Here is an 18,165-nt window from a genome sequence, read left to right as displayed (position 1 = left end):
CGGGTGATGCCCGAAACTCCTGTCGTGATCTTGTGACAGAAGCGTGACCGGAGGCGGACAGTGACCGGCCGGGCCCCGGACTTCCGCGCTCGCCGGGCAGGACATAGCGTGGCGGCATGGCACCGACTCCGACACCTCCCACGGAACCCGACGACAGCCCGGACACCTACGTCGGCCTGGAGGCCGGCCGGGCCGAACGCCTCGCTCGTGAGCGCGGCTGGCCGACGGTGCGCGCGCTGCCGTCCGGGGCGATCATCACCATGGAGTACCGCGTGGGCCGGCTGAACTTCGAGGTCAAGGGCGGCCGGGTGGCGCGGGCCTGGAAGGGCTGAGACCCGGCGAAGGCCCCGGTTCCGCAGCGGAACCGGGGCCTTCGCCATGCCGGACAGGGTGCGCGCCGTCCCGTGGTCAGCCGCCCGTCACGGGGCGGGCCGACGGGGTCGAGCCGCGCGGGTGGCGCTCCGGGTGCGGCGGGCGACGGCTGCCGGCCGGGGTGGTCGGCGTGCGCTCCGAGCGAGTGGTGTGCGGGCCCGGCGCCAGGTAGACCGGGGCCCGGGGTGAGTGGGCCGCGACGTCGTCACGGTCGGCCGGCACCGGCGTGACCAGCACGGGCGGCGCACCGGCCGGGGCGGCCGGGGTGCGGCGCCGACGGGCCCGCAGACGGTCGCGCAGGTCGAAGATCGCGTCCTCGGCACGGGCGATCAGCGGCTCGAACCACGGCAGACCGAGCAGGATCAGCAGACCCGCGGTCCAGCCGAGGAGCACATCGCTCAGCCAGTGCGTACCGAGGTAGACGGTGGCCATCCCGACGCCGAGCGAGGTCACCGCGGACACGGCGGACAGCCAGCGCTGCGCTCTCGCGCTGGACGCCAGGTAGGCCAGGATTCCCCAGGTCACCACGGCATTCGCGGTGTGACCGCTCGGAAATATATCGCCGCCGAGCCACATCTCGTTCGAGCCGATCGTGGTCGCGTAGTGCGGTCCCAGGCGCCCCATGCCGTACTTGGCCGCGCCGACCGTGATGTTCAGCAGCAGCAGTGAGACGCCGAGCGCGAGCAGCGGCCGCAGGGTGTGCTGCCGCCAGGAGCGCCAGCCCAGCCAGGCCGCGACCATCACGGCGGTCGGGCCGCGCTGGCCGAGGACCACGTAGTAGTCGACGAACCAGTGGATCTCCGACCACTGCTGGTACGGGCGGAAGAACATGACCTGCCAGTCGAGCCGGACCAGCCAGGACGTGATCACCACGGCCCACACGATCGCGCCGTAGAAGGCCAGGGTCGCCGCGAAGAGCACGATGCGGTGCCTGCTCATCTTCGGCACATCGATGTGGGCCGGTCGTTCCGGCTCACGGTCCAGCCGGGCGAACACCCGGTCCAGACGGGTGAGCTTCGGTTCGGTACGCACCCAATCGACGTTACAGCGAGTGAGCTCAGATCCCGGGCGAATCAACGGCTTTGTGATGACGATGTGATGTGGGATTCCTCTCAGGAGGGGGTTTATTTCCAGCGAATCTGTAATCGTCGGCCGCCGTGGCCTTCAATTCCTTTGATCATTCCGGATGGGGGTTTTATTGCGCTTTTGAATTCGTTCACCGGGGCATGGCGCGGAATTCCCCTCGCGCTCACAGCGGGTCAGGGGGGACCGGAGCCGTTCAGCCAGAACGCCCCGTACACCGCGGAGGCCACCGCCACGACCCCGAGCACCGCCGCTGACCTGCGGATACGCGCTCCGGCCAAGGCCGGCGCGAGAGGCAGGAGCAGGGGGAAGGCGGGCAGCAGAAGACGCGGTTTCGAGCCGAAGTAGCTCGACGCGCACAGGGCCAGCACGGTCACGACCCCCGTGTAGACCAGCAGCGGCAGCGGCTGGCGCTGACGTACTCCGGTCACATACAGCCAGATGACTGACGCGACCCCGATGATCAGCCCCATACCGGCCAGAGCCGCCGGGAACGACGTGAACTTGTCGGCGACGAACCGGGCGAAGGCCCAGCCGCCGTCGAAGCCGTTGCGCCATCCGGCCTGGACGTCCAGATAGCCCAGCGGGCCCGTGCCGGTGTGGTGCCCGACCCAGAGCACGTAGCCGGCGGTACCGAGCGGCGCCAGGACCATGCCGAGGATCCGCCGGAGCCGGGTACCGGGGCCGGCCGGGGCTTCCGGGCCGGGCGGGGCGTCGGGGGCGTCCTGCGTGTTCCGGGAACCCGCGGCGGCCGCGCGGCTGTCCCGTGCGAAGGAGGCCAGCGCCGCCACCCACACCGCGGCCACCACGGCCAGTCCCACCGGACGGGTCAGTCCCGCGAACAGGGCCAGCGTGCCCGCCGTCACCCAGCGGCCGGTCAGCACCGCGTACAGCGACCATGCCGCGAGCGCCGTGAACAGGGACTCGCTGTACGCCATCGACTGCACGATCCCGACCGGCAGCACGGCCCACAGCAGCACCGCGCACACCCCGGCCCGGCGGCCGTACACACGGTCCGCCACCGCGAAGATCCCCCAGGCCGCGGCGAGCGAGGAGACCAGGCTGACGAGGAACCCGCCGTCCGCGTACGACAGCGGAGACACCGCCGCCACCAGCCGCTCCAGCCAGGGCAGCAGCGGGAAGAACGCCAGGTTCGAGTGCACGTCCCCGTTCGCCAGCCGCACCTCGTAGCCGTAGCCGAGCTCGGCGACCCTGACGTACCAGAGCGCGTCCCAGCGGGCGGTCAGCAGCGTGTACGCGCTCTTGTCCCGCGCCGCGCTCCACAGGAACAGGGCCAGCAGGCCCAGGGCGCGGACGGCCACGTATCCGGCGAGCGCCGGGGCCGCCCGGCGCAGCGCCCCGGCGCGGGTCGGAGCCGCGCGCGTCTCAAGATCCGTCACGCGCCCGATTATCGACCCGGGCCGGAACCATCCGGTCGGCCGGGGCGTGGACGACGTAGGAGGTTGTGGCGTACGCCACAACCTTCCGCCGGAGGTGTGAGAGGTCCGCCACTGGTCTCCGTCGAGGACTCGCGTACTCTGACGTGTCACTCGCTTTTCGTTTGCGCGGGCCGGGGACCACCGCTCCTCTCCGGCCGAGTCGCGGGGGCGTCCCCCACCCCGTGAGCCCGCCGATCGCGAGGAAGCTTCTGGGAGGTACGTACATGTCCGGGACGACCACGGCCGCCGCTGCGCTGCGCCGTCGGGCGGCCGGGGCCGGTGCCAACCGCTGGGTGGTGCTCGTCGTCCTCTGCGTCAGCCTGCTGCTGGTCGCCGTCGACGCCACCGTGCTGCACGTGGCGGTCCCCGCCGTCACCGAGGACCTGAGGCCCGGCGGAATCGAGCTGCTCTGGATCGTCGACGTCTACCCACTGGTCTGCGCCTCGCTGCTGATCCTGTTCGGCACGCTGGGCGACCGCGTCGGCCGCCGAAGAGTCCTGCTCCTCGGATACGCGCTGTTCGGCGTCGCCTCCGGCCTCGCGGCCCTGGCCGACAGCGCCCAGGTGCTGATCGTGGCGCGGGCGCTGCTCGGCGTGGGCGGCGCGATGATCATGCCCGCGACCCTCTCGATCCTGCGGCAGGTCTTCCCGGACCGGCGCGAACGGGCGCTCGCGATCGGCATCTGGAGCGCCGTGGCCGCGGTCGGCGCGGCGGTCGGTCCGCTGCTCGGCGGCTTCCTGCTGGAGCACTTCTGGTGGGGCTCGGTGTTCCTCGTCAACATTCCGTTGATGCTGGTCAGCCTTCCGGTAGGACGACTGCTGCTGCCCGAGTCGAAGGGTGACGGCAGGGGCCCCTGGGACGTGGTCGGTGCCCTGATGGCGGCGGCCGGGCTGTTCGGTGTCGTGCTCGGCGTGAAGCGGCTCGGCAGCGGGGAGTCCCTGGGCAGCCTGCTCACCGTGCCGTCGCTGGTGGTGGGCGCCGCGCTGCTGGCCGCCTTCGTACGGCGGCAGCGGCGGCGGGCATATCCGCTGGTGGACCTCAAGATGTTCGCGCGACCGGCGTTCAGCACGTCCGTCGGATGCATCGTGCTGGCGATGCTCGCGCTGGTGGGTCTGGAACTGATCGCGGCGCAGTACCTGCAGCTGGTGCTCGGGCTGTCGCCGCTGGAGACCGGGCTGCGGCTGCTGCCGCTGACATTCGCGGCGATGGCGGCCGGGCTGGCCGGGGCGCGGATGCTGCGGCGGTTCGGGCCACGGCGGATGGTGTGCGCCGGGTTCTGCCTCACGGCGTTCGCGGTGGTGCTGCTGACGGCGCTGGGCCGGACCGACGACTGTGCGCTGATGGTAAGCGGGTTCGTCCTGCTCGGCTTCGGGCTGGAGACGACGCTCTTCGGGGCGTACGAGTCGATGCTGAGCGAGGCGCCGCAGGAGCAGGCCGGTGGGGCGGCGGCGATCGGGGAGACGTCGTACCAGCTCGGCGCGGGGATCGGGATCGCCCTGCTCGGCACGGTGATGAACGCGGCCTACGCGCCCGGGCTGTCCGGGGTGCCCGGGGTTCCGGCGTCGGCGTCCTCCTCGGCGGGGCATTCGCTGGGGGAGGCGTACGAGGTCGCCGCGCAGCTGGGCGGGTCCGCCGGTGCCGCGCTGCGGCATGCCGCCCGGGACGCGTTCGTGCACGGGCTGCATGTGACGTTGCTGGTGAGTGCGGGGTTGTTGGTGCTCGGGGCGGTGATGGCGTTGCGGTTGCCGCGGGCCATGCAGTGCGAGCCGGGACCGGTGGAGCTCCCTGCCCCCAGGGACGCGGCGGAGTCACGCGTCTCGGTCTGACGCCCTGGTGTCGCCCACCCACGCGCCACCCGTGACTGCCGACCGAGAGGCTGGGGTCGCCCGTCGGGGCACCGCGCCGTCGGCGGCTTGCGGTGGGAGGGCTGCGGGGGCGGGCCGTCTGCGGGGGCGGGCCGTCTGCCTCGGACTGCGGCTGGGAGCCGGGACCGGGCTGTGCGCGGGAGAGGCTGGTGCGCGCTGGCCCCGGGGGAGGCAGATGTGCGCTGGGCCCGGGGGAGGCTGGTGCGCGCTGGGCCCCGGGGAGGCTGGGGCGAACGCGGCGGGGCTGCCTGGTACGGCACCGGCACCCGGTGTTCGGCGCACGGCGCCGCACTCGGCCCCGGCCGGGCCGGCCTGCTCGCCGGAACACCGCATTCGGCCTGGAATCCGGCGCCCGGCGTCTGGTGCGGCACCGGCGCCCGGCGTCGGGTCGTGGCACCAGCGCCGGCACCTGGTGATCGGTGCACCACGCCGCACCCGGTCCCGGTCCCGGTCCCGTCGTCGGGCTGATCTGTGTCCGTCACTCGCTGTTTCCTTGATCCACGGCTCTCGGATGTCCGCGGTGTGGTGGTGGCCACTGGCGAGTTCCGCTCACAGGTGGCAGCTATGGGTGGTGCGTGGGTGGGCGGACGTCGTAGCGTCTTGGCTAGCGGTGCTAGTTAAAGAGTCTCGGAGGGTGTCGATCATGTCCCGTTCGTCCAAGCTGCCTCCCTTCGATCCCGTCGATCCCCTCGGCCTGGACGACCTGCTGGAGCCGGAGGACCTCGGGATCAGGGACACCGTGCGGGCCTGGGCCGCCGACCGGGTGCTGCCGTACGTCGCCGAGTGGTACGAGAAGGGGGAGCTGCCGGGGATCCGGGAGCTGGCCAAGGAGCTCGGCGGTATCGGTGCCCTCGGGATGTCCCTGGAGGGGTACGGCTGCGCCGGCGCGTCAGCCGTGCAGTACGGGCTCGCCTGCCTGGAGCTGGAGGCCGCCGACTCCGGCATCCGCTCCCTCGTCTCCGTGCAGGGCTCCCTGGCCATGTACGCGATCCACCGCTTCGGCAGCGAGGAGCAGAAGCAGCAGTGGCTGCCGCGTATGGCCGCCGGCGAGGTCATCGGCTGCTTCGGGCTCACCGAGCCCGACCACGGCTCCGACCCCGCCGCCATGCGGACGCACGCCAAGCGCGACGGCTCCGACTGGATCCTCAACGGCCGCAAGATGTGGATCACCAACGGGTCGGTCGCCGGCGTCGCCGTCGTGTGGGCGCGGACCGAGGACGGGATCCGCGGGTTCGCGGTGCCCACCGACAGCCGCGGGTTCTCCGCTCCCGAGATCAAGCACAAGTGGTCCCTCAGGGCCTCCGTCACCAGCGAGCTCGTGCTCGACGACGTGCGGCTGCCCGCCGAGGCCGTCCTTCCGGAGGTCACCGGCCTGCGCGGACCCCTGAGCTGTCTGTCCCACGCCCGGTACGGAATCGTCTGGGGCGCCATGGGCGCGGCCCGCAGCAGTTTCGAGACCGCGGTCGACTACGCGAAGTCGCGGGAGCAGTTCGGGCGGCCCATCGGCGGTTTCCAGCTCACCCAGGCCAAACTCGCCGACATGGCGGTCGAACTGCACAAGGGGATTCTGCTCGCCCATCATCTGGGGCGGCGGATGGACGCCGGCCGCCTGCGTCCCGAGCAGGTCAGCTTCGGCAAGCTCAACAACGTCCGGGAAGCGATCGAGATCTGCCGCACGGCCCGGACCATTCTCGGCGCCAACGGGATCTCGCTCGAATACCCCGTGATGCGGCACGCGACCAACCTCGAGTCGGTGCTCACCTACGAGGGCACCGTCGAGATGCACCAGCTCGTGCTGGGCAAGGCGCTCACCGGACTCGATGCCTTCCGGTAGGCCGGTCCGGTAATCCCTGCGCGAGGAGGCAGGGCCGGTGAGCGGCCCTGCCTCAGCTCTGGTTGAAGAAGCCGTCCGTGCGGTGCCCGGCCGGATCGCCGTTGACGATCTCCGTGTTCGCCGGGGTCAGCAGGAACACGCGCGTCGACACTCTCTCGATCGAACCGCGCAGGCCGAAGATCAGCCCGGCCGCGAAGTCGACCACACGCTTGGCGTCGGAGGCCTCCATGGCGGTGAGGTTCATGATGACCGGCACGCCCTCGCGGAACAGCTCGCCGATGGCGCGTGCGTCCCGGAAGCTGTCCGGGGTCACCGTGCCGATGCGGCGGCCCTTCTCCTCGGCCACGTCCGAGGCCACCTTGACGCGCGGATCGGTGACCCAGGCTTCCCCGGGCTCGTTTCCGTCGGAGTAGTCGTCGTCGTCGTAGTAACGCTCGTCTTCGTTGTCGTCGACGAGGCCAAGCCAGGCACTTGCCTTGCGTACCGATCCCATGGACGCCTCCTCTCACAGCGGTCTTTCTGCTTTCCGCATCCCTATGGTCGTCCATGATGCGGATGGCGCGCCAAGTGGATAGACGCCGCACGGGGGGTTTGTGACGGTACTGGTGCACAGCGAATCCGTCGAGAGTCCGTGTGTCCCAAGGGCCGTTTCCCAAACGGCTGCTGACTGTGAGTGAAATATGATTCTTCTCGGCGTACGGGTGACAGCCGGGGCGTACGGGTGAATGCGGGGCCGGTACGATGCCGCAGCTCAACGTCGTCATGGAGTTCGGGGGAGCGTCGTGTTCGGAATCGTCAGGCCTTGTAGACACCGGCTCGGGGAGAAGCTCACCAGCCAGTGGATGGCGCATTTGTGCGGGCTTTGCCTCGCATTGCGCGGCGATCATGGGCAGTTCGCCCGGATTGTCACGAACTATGATGGGCTGCTTGTCTCTGTTTTGACGGAGGCTCAGGCGAAGACGGGCGGCGGTGGCCGGCGTACGGCCGGGCCGTGCCCGCTACGCGGCATGCGCACCGCCTCCGTCGCGCACGGCGAGGGTGCCCGGCTCGCGGCGGCGGTGTCCCTGGTGCTGGCCTCGGCGAAGGTGCGCGACCACGTCACCGACGGTGACGGGCTGTTGGCCCGCAAACCGGTGGCGCGTGCCGCGCGCCGGGTCGCCGTGAGTTGGGACACGGCCGGTGCGCGGACCGGCTCCGCTGTGGGATTCGACACCGCGCTCCTGGTCGACGCCGTGGACCGGCAGGCCGGGATCGAGGCGCTGGCCGGGCCCGGGACGCCGCTCCTGACCATCACCGAACCGACCGAGACCGCGACCGCCGCGGCCTTCGCGCACACCGCGGTCCTCGCCGGCCGGCCGGACAACGCCGGGCCGCTCGCCGAGGCCGGGCGGCTCTTCGGGCGGCTCGCGCATCTGCTGGACGCCGTGGAGGACCTGCACGCTGATGCCGCGTCAGGCGCCTGGAACCCGATCGCCGCGACCGGCACCTCACTGATGGAGGTCCGGCGGCTGGCCGACGACGCGGTGCACGGCGTGCGGCTCGCGCTGCGCGACGCCGAGTTCACCGACGCGCAGCTCGTGCATCTGCTGCTCGTGCACGAACTGCGGCGCTCGGTCGACCGCGCGTTCGGCACGGTGCCGGTCTGCGCCTCCCACCAGGGCGGCGGACCCCACGGACAGCAGCCGCCGGGACCGTACGGGCAGCAGCCGCAGGGGCCCTACGGCTCCCCGCAGCACCCGTACGCGGGCGGTGGCGGGAATCCGTACACCGGTGGGGGAGGGGCGTACGGCGGCGACGGATTCGGCGGTGGATTCGGTGGCGGTGGCTACGGTGGGGGCGTTCCGGCGCCCCAGCCGCCCCGCCGGCGTGGGTTCTGGGCGGGCTGCGGGATGTTCTGGCTGCTGTGCTGCACCTGCAAGATGTGCTGCGCCAAGGAGTACGAGGGGCCGTGGTCCCGTAAGAAGCGCGAGGGCGTCTGCCGGGACTGTGACTGCGACGGGTGCGACTGCTGCTGCCCCTGCGACGGCTGACCCCGGCTGACCCGTTCGCGACCGTCGGCCCCGCGATCGCCGGCCCTACGACGGTCGGCCCGTCCCATGTGGCAGGGTCGGCCGTATGGCGACGGACGCTTCCGAGGACTGGCAGCGGTGGCACGAGCGACGCGTCGCGACGGTGTCGGCGCCGTACGGACCCCTCGCGCTCATCGGCACCCTCCCCCAGTGCCTGAACGGCCTGGGGGCACCCCCAGGCTCGAGGACTATCCGGACGGTCGACTTCCGGACATCCCCGGGTCCTGGCGGGCCGACGGCCACGCGGTGGTGCTGACCGCCCCCGAGGCGGACGGACTCACCGTGGACGGACAGCCCTTCGGCGGCGAGGTGCGGCTCGCGGCCGACCCGGGGCCCGCGAGCGAGGCCCGGGTGGCGTACGGGGAGCGGCGGCTGGTCGTGCTGGTGCGCGAGGGGGCGTGGGGCGTGCGGGACTTCGATCCGGAATCCTCCGCACGCCGGGCGTTCGACGGACTGCGCGTCACGCCGTACGACCCGCGCTGGGCGGTGCCCGGGCGCTTCACGCCGTACGACACCGGCCGTACTACGGTCCGGGTGCCGAACGCCGACGGGCGGGAGCGCGGGCTCGGGCCCGGCGGGGAACTGGTCTTCGAGCTGGAGGGGCGGGAGCTGAGCCTTCAGGTGTCGCTCCAGGGCGACGGCTCGCTGTGGGCCGTGTTCGCCGACGCCACCAGCGGGAGCGGCAGTTACCGCTTCCGGTTCCTGCACCCCGCCGCGCCGGACGCCGAGGGGCGTACGACGGTCGACTTCAACCGCGCGCTGCTGCCGCCGTGCGCCTTCGCCGACCACTTCGTCTGCCCCTTCCCGCCGCCGGGGAACACGCTGGACGTCGAGGTCGCGGCGGGGGAGCGCACGACGGCGTGACGTTGGGGCGGGGGTGCGGAGGCCGGCCGGGGGCGGCCGGGGGGCGGCTCAGTAAAGAACACTCAAAGGTTGAAGTCCGAAAGGCACTCTTGCGCCGACCGGCCGTTCGGCCGAATACTCCCCCTCAGCGCTTGTCAGGGGCACGGCGTGTTCGGAATCCGGACAGCCGGCCTCAGGCTGCGCCTCACGGGCCCGAAACCCCACGAGGGCCCCCGACTTCCTTTGTGGAGGAACGAAAAGTGAGGATCAAGCGCACCACCCCTCGCAGTGGCATTTCGAGACGGACCCGGCTGATCGCCGTTTCCACCGGCCTCGTTGCCGCCGCAGCGATCGCGATCCCCAGCGCGAACGCGTCCGACGCCCCCACCACCTTCAGCGCCGCCGAGCTCAAGAGCGCCAGCGGCTCGTTGCTGAAGGCCGACATCCCGGGTACCGCCTGGGCCGTCGACAGCAAGACCAACCGCGTGCTCCTGACCGTGGACAGCACGGTCACGCAGGCCGAGATAGCGAAGATCAAGCAGCAGGCCGGCGGCAACGCCGACGCGCTCACGATCAAGCGCACCCCGGGCAAGTTCAACAAGCTCATCCAGGGCGGTGACGCCATCTATGCGAGTAGCTGGCGCTGCTCCCTCGGCTTCAACGTCCGTGCCAGCAACGGCACCGAGTACTTCCTGACCGCCGGTCACTGCACCGACGGCGCGGGCACCTGGTACTCCAACTCCGGCCGCACCACGGTCATCGGCTCCACCGCCGGCTCCAGCTTCCCGGGCAACGACTACGGCCTCGTGCGCTACAGCGGGTCCGTCAGCCGTCCCGGTACCGCGAACGGCGTGGACATCACGCGCGCGGCCACCCCGAGCGTGGGCACCACCGTCATCCGCGACGGCTCCACGACCGGTACGCACAGCGGTCGTGTCACGGCCCTCAACGCCACCGTCAACTACGGCGGCGGGGACATCGTGTCCGGCCTGATCCAGACCACGGTCTGCGCCGAGCCCGGTGACTCCGGCGGCTCGCTCTACGGCAGCAACGGCACGGCGTACGGTCTGACCTCCGGCGGCAGCGGCAACTGCTCCTCCGGTGGCACGACGTTCTTCCAGCCCGTCACGGAGGCCCTGAGCGCCTACGGCGTCAGCGTCTACTAGGTCGTCCGCCAGGTCCCCGGCGGCAGTTCGCAGCACTTCACGGCTCATCGCCCCCGCGCGCGACGCGTGCGGGGGCTTCGTGTTGTTTGCGGGGGTTCGGGCTGTGTGCGGGCGGCTCTTCGAACCGGCCGTCAAGGGGGCGAAATTCAGCCACGTGTAGACCTCACAGAGTGGGCACACATTACTCGCGCGTAATGTTTGCAGTGTGAACGCGCGGGAGTTGGGTCCGATTTGATCGCGGACGGTCAATATGACGGGGCGTGCGAAGCGCTGTCTACGCGCGTCTCGAACTCACCCTTGTGTGCTCCCCGTTGTCCTCGGAATAGTGGGCGCTCGTCAACGAAGCCTTCCGGCTCGTGAGGTCCCCACAACCTCTCGCGCCGACCCCCCACAGGAGGACAGAAGTTGAAGCACCGACGCATACCCAAGCGGCGTGCAGTCGTGGCAGGCGCGGGCATGGCCGCGCTGGTTGCCGCGGGAGTGACGTTCCAGACCGCGAACGCCAGTGAGACCCCTGAGGCCTCCGCACCCCGGACCCTGTCGGTCACGGCGGCCGGAAAGCTCGCCTCGACGCTGGCCGAGGACCTCGGTGGCGACGCGGCCGGGACGTACTACGACACGAAGAGCAAGAGCCTCGTGGTGAACGTGCTCGACGAGGCCGCCGCGCAGGCCGTCGAGAAGGCGGGCGCCAAGGCGAGAGTCGTGGCCAACTCCCTCGCCGAGCTCAAGAGCGCCCGCAGCACGCTGAAGCAGGACGCGACGATCCCGGGCACCGCCTGGGTGACCGACCCGACGACGAACAAGGTCGTCGTGACCGCCGACCGCACGGTGTCCAAGGCCGAGTGGACGACGCTGACGAAGGTCGTGGACGGGCTCGGGGCGAAGGCCGAACTCAAGCGGTCGAAGGGGGAGTACAAGCCCTTCATCGCCGGTGGCGACGCGATCACCGGTGGCAGCGGGCGCTGCTCGCTGGGCTTCAACGTGGTCAAGGGCGGCGAGCCGTTCTTCCTGACCGCCGGGCACTGCACCGAGGGCATCTCCACGTGGTCGGACTCCAGCGGCAAGGAGATCGGCACCAACGCGGACTCCCAGTTCCCGGACAACGACTACGGGCTGGTCAAGTACACCGCGGAGGTTGCTCACCCGAGTGAGGTGAACCTGTACAACGGGTCCACCCAGAAGATCTCGGGTGCGGCGGACGCGACCGTCGGCATGGCGGTGACCCGGAGCGGGTCGACCACGCAGGTGCACGAGGGCAAGGTCACGGGGCTGGACGCCACCGTGAACTACGGCAACGGCGACATCGTGAACGGGCTGATCCAGACCGACGTGTGCGCGGAGCCGGGTGACAGTGGCGGGTCGCTGTTCTCGGGCGACAAGGCGGTCGGGCTCACGTCCGGTGGCAGCGGTGACTGCACCTCGGGCGGGGAGACGTTCTTCCAGCCGGTGACCGAGGCGCTGTCGGCGACCGGGACCGAGATCGGCTGACGCTCGGAGTTTGTGGAGCCCTGCCCCTTGTGAGGGGTGGGGCTTTCCGCTGTGTGTGGCGGGCTGTGGGGGTGCGCGTGCGTTTCGGGTGGCGCCGGGTGGGGGGTGTGTGCGTTTCGGGTGGCGCCGGGTGGGGGTTGCCGCCTGCGCCTTGGCGTTGGGTGTGGGTCGGGGCCGCGCCGGGGGGTGTCCGTCCTCGGAACGGCGCGATGGACCTTCATACCGACTGACTGTCCGTTGACGCGCCAACCGCTGCGGGCGGACACCCCCCGACACGGCCCCTTCTCGCCGTACGCGGGTGCGGGTCGTCGTTGGCTGGGTTACGTCGCGTTTGCGCGCCTTCTTACCGTGGCCGCCGCCAGGGTGATCGCCGTTCCCGCCACCGCCCACGCTGTCAGGACCAGGAGTGATGCCGTCATCGCGTTGTTGTCGAAGTAGGCGATGGAGCGCGTCGACCAGGTGCCGGCGCCCGGGGGGAGGGCTGGGCCGATCGCCTTCCAGAAGGGTGGGAGGAGGGGCGGGGGGAGGGCGCCGCCCGCGCTGGGGTTGCCGAGGATGACCACCAGCAGGATGACCAGGCCGATGCCGATCGTGCCGAAGACGCCCTGGAGGGCGAGGGTGGCCGCGCCCACGGCGAAGATGATCAGGGTGCCCAGGCCCCAGAGGGCCGCGGTGCTGCCCGGCAGGGCGTCCAGGATCGGGCCGGTGATGAGGGCTCCGCCGAGACCGCCGGTGATCGCGACCAGGGCCATGACCGCCAGGCGGATCGCGGCGCGGGTGGGGTTGGAGGGTTTCGCCCCGGCGCTGATGGCCAGGGCCGCGGCGCCCAGGTAGCCGCCCACGCACCAGCCGATCACCAGGTAGAAGGACGAGAGTCCGTTGGGGTCGTGGGGCGCGGACGGGATCACGTCGATCGTCCGGATCGTGCGCCGCTCGGACTTCTCCAGGGTGGTGACGAGGGCTGTCAGCGTGGTGGAGAGGACCCTGCCGCCGCCGGAGGCGACCAGGAGGGTGTCGGTGCTGCCCCTGGGATCGATGATCAGGGCCGCGTCGATGTCGCGCTGGGTGAGCTGGTTCCGTGCCGTTGCCTCGTCGGGCAGGGCGCGAGGGTCCAGGGGGGAGCCGGGGAGGCGTTCGAGTCGGGTGATCGTCTGTGCGGCCGCGGCCTGGGGGGCGACGAGACCGAAGGGCACGTCCTTGGGTTTCGGGTCGTGCAGCGCTCCCACGTACGAGGCGATGAACAGCAGCTGGAGCGCGATCACACCGACGATGAGCAGGGTGGCCCGCGGGGTGACGGCGTCTCTCACCTCGGCGAGGAACGAGCTGTGCGGCATGCCTCCACGGTCGGGGGATATGGGGTGTTTCCGCAGGTGGGGCGGGGCCGAACGGATGTCGCACATACATTCGAGGATGGGGGTATGGTGGGGGTGAGGTAGTTGGGAACAGATGTTCGAGAGCTGGTGTGGCTCACGAGTACGGGAGGTGCGTGTGCCGGGCTTCACGCATCTGCACACCGTCTCCGGGTTCTCGTTGCGCTATGGAGCCTCGCACCCGGAGCGGCTGGCCGAACGTGCCTCCGAGCGGGGCATGGACGCCCTGGCGCTGACCGATCGCGACACGCTCGCCGGTGCGGTCAGGTTCTCGAAGGCCTGCGGGAAGGCGGGAGTCCGGCCGCTGTTCGGGGTCGATCTGGCGGTGGCGGGCACGGAGCCCGGGGTTGAGCGGCGGCGGCGGACGCCGGTGCGGGGTGGTGCCTTTGTCGACGAGTCGGCTCCCCGCGTGACCTTTCTTGCCCGGGACGGTGCCCGGGGGTGGGGGGAGCTGTGCCGGCTCGTCTCGGCTGCCCATGAAGGGGAGGGGACGCCCCTGCTGCCCTGGGGGCGCAATCATGCCGAGGGGCTGACCGTGCTGCTCGGGCCCGCATCGGACGTCGGGCGCGCCCTGGCCGCGGGGCGGCCCGACCGGGCGGCGCGGCTGCTCGTGCCCTGGCGGGAGGTCTACGGCGACGGCCTGCGGCTGGAGGCCGTCTGGCACGGCCGGGAGGGGACGGGGCCGGGGTCGCTGCGGCTGGCCGCCCGTACCGTCGGGTTCGCCGCCGAGCAGCGCATCCGGCCCGTGCTCACCAACGCGGTGCGGTACGCCGACCCGGGGCTCGGGCCGGTCGCCGACGTGCTGGACGCCGCCCGGCGGCTGGTGCCCATCGACCCGGCCAAGGGGCTGGACTCCGGTGCGGCCTGGCTCAAGGGCGCCGGGGACATGGTCGGTGTGGCGGAGCGGATCGTGGAAGCCGCGGGGTTCCGTCGGGAGACCGCTCACCGGCTGGTGGAGCAGACGGAGGCCACGGCCGCCGAGTGCCTGGTCGACCCCGAGGACGATCTAGGGATCGGCACCGTCCACTTTCCCGAGCCGCATCTGGTCGGCGCGGGGCGCCGCACCGCCCAGCGGACGCTGGCCTCGCGGGCGGCGGCCGGGATGGTGCTGCGCGGGTACGACCGGCGGCCGGAGTACTGGGAGCGGATGCACCACGAGCTGGACATCATCGCCCACCACGGATTCGCCTCCTACTTCCTGACCGTCTCCCAGGTGGTGGAGGACGTACGGACGATGGGCGTCCGGGTCGCCGCCCGCGGGTCCGGGGCCGGGTCGCTCGTCAACCATCTGCTCGGTATCGCGCACGCCGACCCGATCGAGCACCGGCTGCTGATGGAACGCTTCCTGTCGAAGGAACGGGTCGTGCTGCCCGACATCGACATCGACGTGGAGTCCGCGCGCCGGCTGGAGGTCTACCGCGCGATCATCGGCCGGTTCGGCACCGAACGGGTCGCGACGGTCGCGATGCCGGAGACGTACCGCGTGCGGCATGCGATCCGGGATGTGGGCGCCGCCCTGTCCATGGACCCGGCCGAGATCGACCGGGTCGCCAAGTCCTTTCCCCATATCCGGGCGCGGGACGCCCGTGCGGCGCTGGAGGAACTGCCCGAGCTGCGCGCGCTGGCCGGGGAGAAGGAGAAGTACGGGAGGCTGTGGGAGCTGGTCGAGGCGCTGGACGCCCTGCCGCGCGGGGTGGCCATGCATCCGTGCGGGGTGCTGCTGTCGGACGCCTCGCTGCTCGCGCGTACGCCGGTCATGCCGACCAGTGGCGAGGGCTTTCCGATGTCGCAGTTCGACAAGGACGACGTCGAGGACCTCGGGCTGCTGAAGCTCGATGTGCTGGGTGTGCGGATGCAGTCGGCCATGGCGCACGCGGTGGGGGAGGTGGAGCGGGTGTCGGGGGTGAGGGTCGATCTGGACGCCCTGCCGCCGGGGGATCCGGAGACGTACCGGTTGGTCCAGTCCACCGAGACGCTCGGGTGCTTCCAGATCGAGTCGCCCGGTCAGCGGGATCTGGTCGGGCGGCTCCAGCCGGCCACGTTCCACGACCTCGTCGTCGACATCTCGCTGTTCCGGCCCGGGCCGGTCGCCGCCGACATGGTGCGGCCGTTCATCGAGGCACGGCACGGGCGGGCGCCGATCCGTTATCCGCACCCTGATCTGGAGGGGCCGCTGCGGGACACGTACGGGGTCGTCGTCTTCCACGAGCAGATCATCGACATCGTCGACATCATGACCGGCTGCGGGCGCGGCGAGGCGGACCGGGTGCGGCGCGGGCTGTCGGACGCTGAGTCCCAGGCGCGGATCAAGGTGTGGTTCGCGCAGCACGCGGGGGCGAACGGCTATGACGCGGAAACGATTCAGCGGACCTGGGAGATCGTCGAGGCCTTCGGTTCGTACGGATTCTGCAAGGCGCACGCGGTCGCCTTCGCCGTGCCGACCTACCAGTCGGCGTGGCTGAAAACGCATCACCCTGCCGCCTTCTATGCCGGGCTGCTGACGCATGATCCCGGGATGTACCCGAAGCGGCTGCTGCTGGCGGACGCGCGGCGGCGGGGGGTGCCGGTGCTGCCGTTGGACGTGAACGCGTCGGGAGTCGCCCACCGTATCGAACTGGTGTCCGGTAAATGGGGGCTGCGGTTGGCCCTCTCCGATGTCCACGGCATCAGCGAGGCCGAGGCGGCGCGGATCGCCGAGGGGCAGCCGTACGACTCGCTGGTCGACTTCTGGGAGCGGGGTCGGCCCAGTCGTCCGCTGGCCCAGCGGCTCGCGCAGGTGGGAGCGCTGGACGCGTTCGGCGCCAACCGCCGTGATCTGCAACTGCATCTGACCGAGCTGCACCGGGGCGCCCGGGGCGGGGGCGGTGGCCAGTTGCCGTTGGCCGGAGGGCGCAGGACCGCGCCGGCCGGGCTGCCCGACCTCACCTCCTCGGAGCGGCTCAGCGCCGAGCTGGGCGTGCTGTCCATGGACGCCTCGCGCAATCTGATGGACGACCACCGTGTCTTCCTCGACGAGTTGGGCGTCGTCTCGGCGCGCCGGCTGCGCGAGGCCCGGCACGGGGAGACCGTGCTGGTCGCGGGCGCCAAGGCGGCCACCCAGACGCCGCCGATCCGGTCCGGCAAGCGCGTCATCTTCTCCACCCTGGACGACGGCACGGGCCTGGTCGACCTCGCCTTCTTCGACGACTCCCACGACGCCTGCGCCCACACCGTCTTCCACTCCTGGCTGCTGCTGGTGCGCGGGGTGGTGCAGCGCCGCGGCCCGCGCAGCCTCAGCGTGGTGGGCGCCGCCGCATGGAACCTCGCGGACCTGCTGGAAGTGCGCCGGGAGGAGGGGCTGGAGGGGGTCGCGGCCCGGCTGGCCGGACCCGGCCCCCGTGATTCAAGCGAGGAGGGTTCCGGCGCCGGCGGTTCCGGCGACGGCGGTTCCGGTGACGACGGCGAGGGAGCCGTGCGGCGGCGGCTCGCCGGGTCGGACGGTGCGCCCGCGCCGACGGGTTCCGCGGCCGAGGGTCCGATGGAGCAGCGGAAGATCCGCATGTCCACGGGGTACGAGATGCACCCCTGGGCCGATCTGCGTCCGGCGGGCGAAGGACCCGCGAACACAAGGAAGTTGTGGCACCAGAGTCCGGGGAGTGCGGGATGACCATCCTCTGCGTACGTTTCCAGCTGCCTCCGGCGAGCGAGGCGGATCTGCCCCATCTGCTCGGGATGCTCGAGGAGTTCACCCCCGTCGTCCAGGCCCTGCCACCGGACGGGGCGCTGGCCGACCTGCGCGGTGCCGAGAGATACTTCCGGCGGGACGCCGTCGAACTGGCCTCGGTGATCCGGGTGCGGTCGCTCGCGCTGCACGGCGTCGACTGCGTGATCGGGGCCGGGCCCGGGCCGATGCTGGCACGGATGGCGCTGCGCGACGCGGCCCCCGGGGTGACGCGTACGGTGCCCGACGAGCCGGACGCCATCGCGGAGTTCCTCGCGGATCAACCCGTCGCCGCGCTGCCCGGTGTGGGCACCGCGACCGCTCGCACACTGGGCGACTACGGCCTCGACACCCTCGGCCGGGTCGCCGCCGCGCCGCTGTCCACGCTGCAACGGTTGATCGGCGCGAAAGCCGGCCGTGAGCTGCGCGAGAAGGCGAACGGCGTCGACCGCGGCCGGGTGGTGCCGAACGCCGTCTCCCGGTCCCTCGCGGCGGAACGCCCCTTCGGGCGCGACGAGCTGGACCCGGAGCGGCACCGCCGGGCGCTGCTGTCGGCCGCCGAGGAGATCGGCGCCCGGCTGCGCGCCCTGGAGAAGGTCTGCCGCACGCTCACCCTCACCGTGCGCTACGCCGACCGGTCCGCCACCACCCGCAGCCGCACCCTGACCGAACCGACCGCGCACTCCCCGGCACTGACCAGGGCCGCGTACGGCATGTACGAGGCACTCGGGCTGCAGCGGGCCCGGGTGCGGGCCATCGCCCTGCGCGCCGAGGGGCTCGACCCCGCCGACCAGGCCTCCCACCAGCTGACCTTCGACCCGGTGGACGAGAAGGTCCGCCGTATCGAGGAGATCGCGGACCAGGCGCGGGCGAAGTTCGGTCCGCGGGCGGTGATGCCCGGGGGACTAGGGGGGAGGGCGGCGTAGCTCCCTCCCT

12 protein-coding genes and 1 pseudogene are annotated in these 18,165 nt (G+C 71.6%); 9 read left to right on the top strand and 4 right to left on the bottom strand.

Going from position 1 to position 18,165, the window contains the following annotated elements; genetic code table 11:
• Positions 1-116: 116 nt before the first annotated feature.
• The gene (locus IE153_RS11340; RefSeq protein WP_031108765.1) at positions 117-332 is read left to right on the top strand and encodes a hypothetical protein; all 216 of its coding nucleotides are present in this window, start codon (positions 117-119) and stop codon (positions 330-332) included.
• 76 nt (positions 333-408) lie between these two features.
• Here the strand turns inward: IE153_RS11340 and IE153_RS11335 are convergent, their stop codons facing one another.
• Both IE153_RS11335 and IE153_RS11330 read right to left on the bottom strand, forming a co-directional pair.
• The gene (locus IE153_RS11335) at positions 409-1,404 is read right to left on the bottom strand and encodes a phosphatase PAP2 family protein (RefSeq protein ID WP_189589583.1); all 996 of its coding nucleotides are present in this window, start codon (positions 1,402-1,404) and stop codon (positions 409-411) included.
• 227 nt (positions 1,405-1,631) lie between these two features.
• The gene (locus tag IE153_RS11330) at positions 1,632-2,855 is read right to left on the bottom strand and encodes a mannosyltransferase family protein (RefSeq protein ID WP_189589582.1); all 1,224 of its coding nucleotides are present in this window, start codon (positions 2,853-2,855) and stop codon (positions 1,632-1,634) included.
• 263 nt (positions 2,856-3,118) lie between these two features.
• Between IE153_RS11330 and IE153_RS11325 the strand changes: the two genes are divergently transcribed.
• Together IE153_RS11325 and IE153_RS11320 are read left to right on the top strand one after the other, a co-directional pair.
• Positions 3,119-4,720 (top strand): MFS transporter, encoded by a 1,602-nt coding sequence (locus IE153_RS11325; RefSeq protein WP_189589581.1) that lies wholly within the window; start codon positions 3,119-3,121, stop codon positions 4,718-4,720.
• A 682-nt stretch (positions 4,721-5,402) separates the two neighbouring features.
• Positions 5,403-6,593, top strand: coding sequence for an acyl-CoA dehydrogenase family protein (locus IE153_RS11320; RefSeq protein WP_189589580.1), 1,191 nt, complete (start codon positions 5,403-5,405; stop codon positions 6,591-6,593).
• Between the two features lie 52 nt (positions 6,594-6,645).
• On the opposite strand, the gene IE153_RS11315 is transcribed toward IE153_RS11320, so the two are convergent.
• Positions 6,646-7,086 (bottom strand): cell division protein SepF, encoded by a 441-nt coding sequence (locus IE153_RS11315; RefSeq protein ID WP_030850887.1) that lies wholly within the window; start codon positions 7,084-7,086, stop codon positions 6,646-6,648.
• Positions 7,087-7,375: 289 nt separating this feature from the next.
• Here IE153_RS11315 and IE153_RS11310 point away from each other — a divergent pair, with 289 nt between their 5' ends.
• From IE153_RS11310 to IE153_RS11295, 4 genes and pseudogenes are all read left to right on the top strand, one after another.
• Positions 7,376-8,623 carry a DUF5685 family protein gene (locus IE153_RS11310; protein ID WP_189589579.1) on the top strand — a complete coding sequence of 416 codons (1,248 nt, stop codon included), beginning with the start codon at positions 7,376-7,378 and terminating at the stop codon, positions 8,621-8,623.
• 85 nt (positions 8,624-8,708) lie between these two features.
• A pseudogene (locus IE153_RS11305) lies at positions 8,709-9,526 on the top strand (DUF1684 domain-containing protein).
• Positions 9,527-9,765: 239 nt separating this feature from the next.
• Positions 9,766-10,671 carry a S1 family peptidase gene (locus IE153_RS11300; protein ID WP_031109251.1) on the top strand — a complete coding sequence of 302 codons (906 nt, stop codon included), beginning with the start codon at positions 9,766-9,768 and terminating at the stop codon, positions 10,669-10,671.
• 405 nt (positions 10,672-11,076) lie between these two features.
• Positions 11,077-12,159 (top strand): S1 family peptidase, encoded by a 1,083-nt coding sequence (locus IE153_RS11295; protein ID WP_189589578.1) that lies wholly within the window; start codon positions 11,077-11,079, stop codon positions 12,157-12,159.
• A gap of 320 nt (positions 12,160-12,479) precedes the next feature.
• Here IE153_RS11295 and IE153_RS11290 read toward each other — a convergent pair whose 3' ends face one another.
• Positions 12,480-13,493: a DUF3533 domain-containing protein gene (locus tag IE153_RS11290; protein ID WP_189589577.1), complete on the bottom strand. Its 1,014-nt coding sequence runs from the start codon at positions 13,491-13,493 to the stop codon at positions 12,480-12,482.
• 154 nt (positions 13,494-13,647) lie between these two features.
• Here IE153_RS11290 and IE153_RS11285 point away from each other — a divergent pair, with 154 nt between their 5' ends.
• Together IE153_RS11285 and IE153_RS11280 are read left to right on the top strand one after the other, a co-directional pair.
• A complete protein-coding gene (locus IE153_RS11285) occupies positions 13,648-17,175 on the top strand; it encodes a DNA polymerase III subunit alpha (protein ID WP_189589576.1) in 3,528 nt (1,175 codons plus the stop codon).
• The gene (locus tag IE153_RS11280; RefSeq protein WP_189589575.1) at positions 17,172-18,155 is read left to right on the top strand and encodes a DNA polymerase Y family protein; all 984 of its coding nucleotides are present in this window, start codon (positions 17,172-17,174) and stop codon (positions 18,153-18,155) included. The genes IE153_RS11285 and IE153_RS11280 overlap by 4 nt, the downstream gene beginning before the upstream one ends.
• Positions 18,156-18,165: the final 10 nt, after the last annotated feature.

This window comes from Streptomyces massasporeus, assembly GCF_014648995.1.
In the GTDB taxonomy this organism is placed as follows: domain Bacteria; phylum Actinomycetota; class Actinomycetes; order Streptomycetales; family Streptomycetaceae; genus Streptomyces; species Streptomyces massasporeus.
This window is presented reverse-complemented; position numbering and strand designations above follow the sequence as displayed.

Coding starts and splice junctions, on each gene's coding strand:
- IE153_RS11340 (WP_031108765.1), top strand. CDS start 117: ATGGCACCGACTCCGACACCTCCCACGGAACCCGACGACAGCCCGGAC.
- IE153_RS11325 (WP_189589581.1), top strand. CDS start 3,119: ATGTCCGGGACGACCACGGCCGCCGCTGCGCTGCGCCGTCGGGCGGCC.
- IE153_RS11320 (WP_189589580.1), top strand. CDS start 5,403: ATGTCCCGTTCGTCCAAGCTGCCTCCCTTCGATCCCGTCGATCCCCTC.
- IE153_RS11315 (WP_030850887.1), bottom strand. CDS start 7,086: ATGGGATCGGTACGCAAGGCAAGTGCCTGGCTTGGCCTCGTCGACGAC.
- IE153_RS11290 (WP_189589577.1), bottom strand. CDS start 13,493: ATGCCGCACAGCTCGTTCCTCGCCGAGGTGAGAGACGCCGTCACCCCG.
- IE153_RS11280 (WP_189589575.1), top strand. CDS start 17,172: ATGACCATCCTCTGCGTACGTTTCCAGCTGCCTCCGGCGAGCGAGGCG.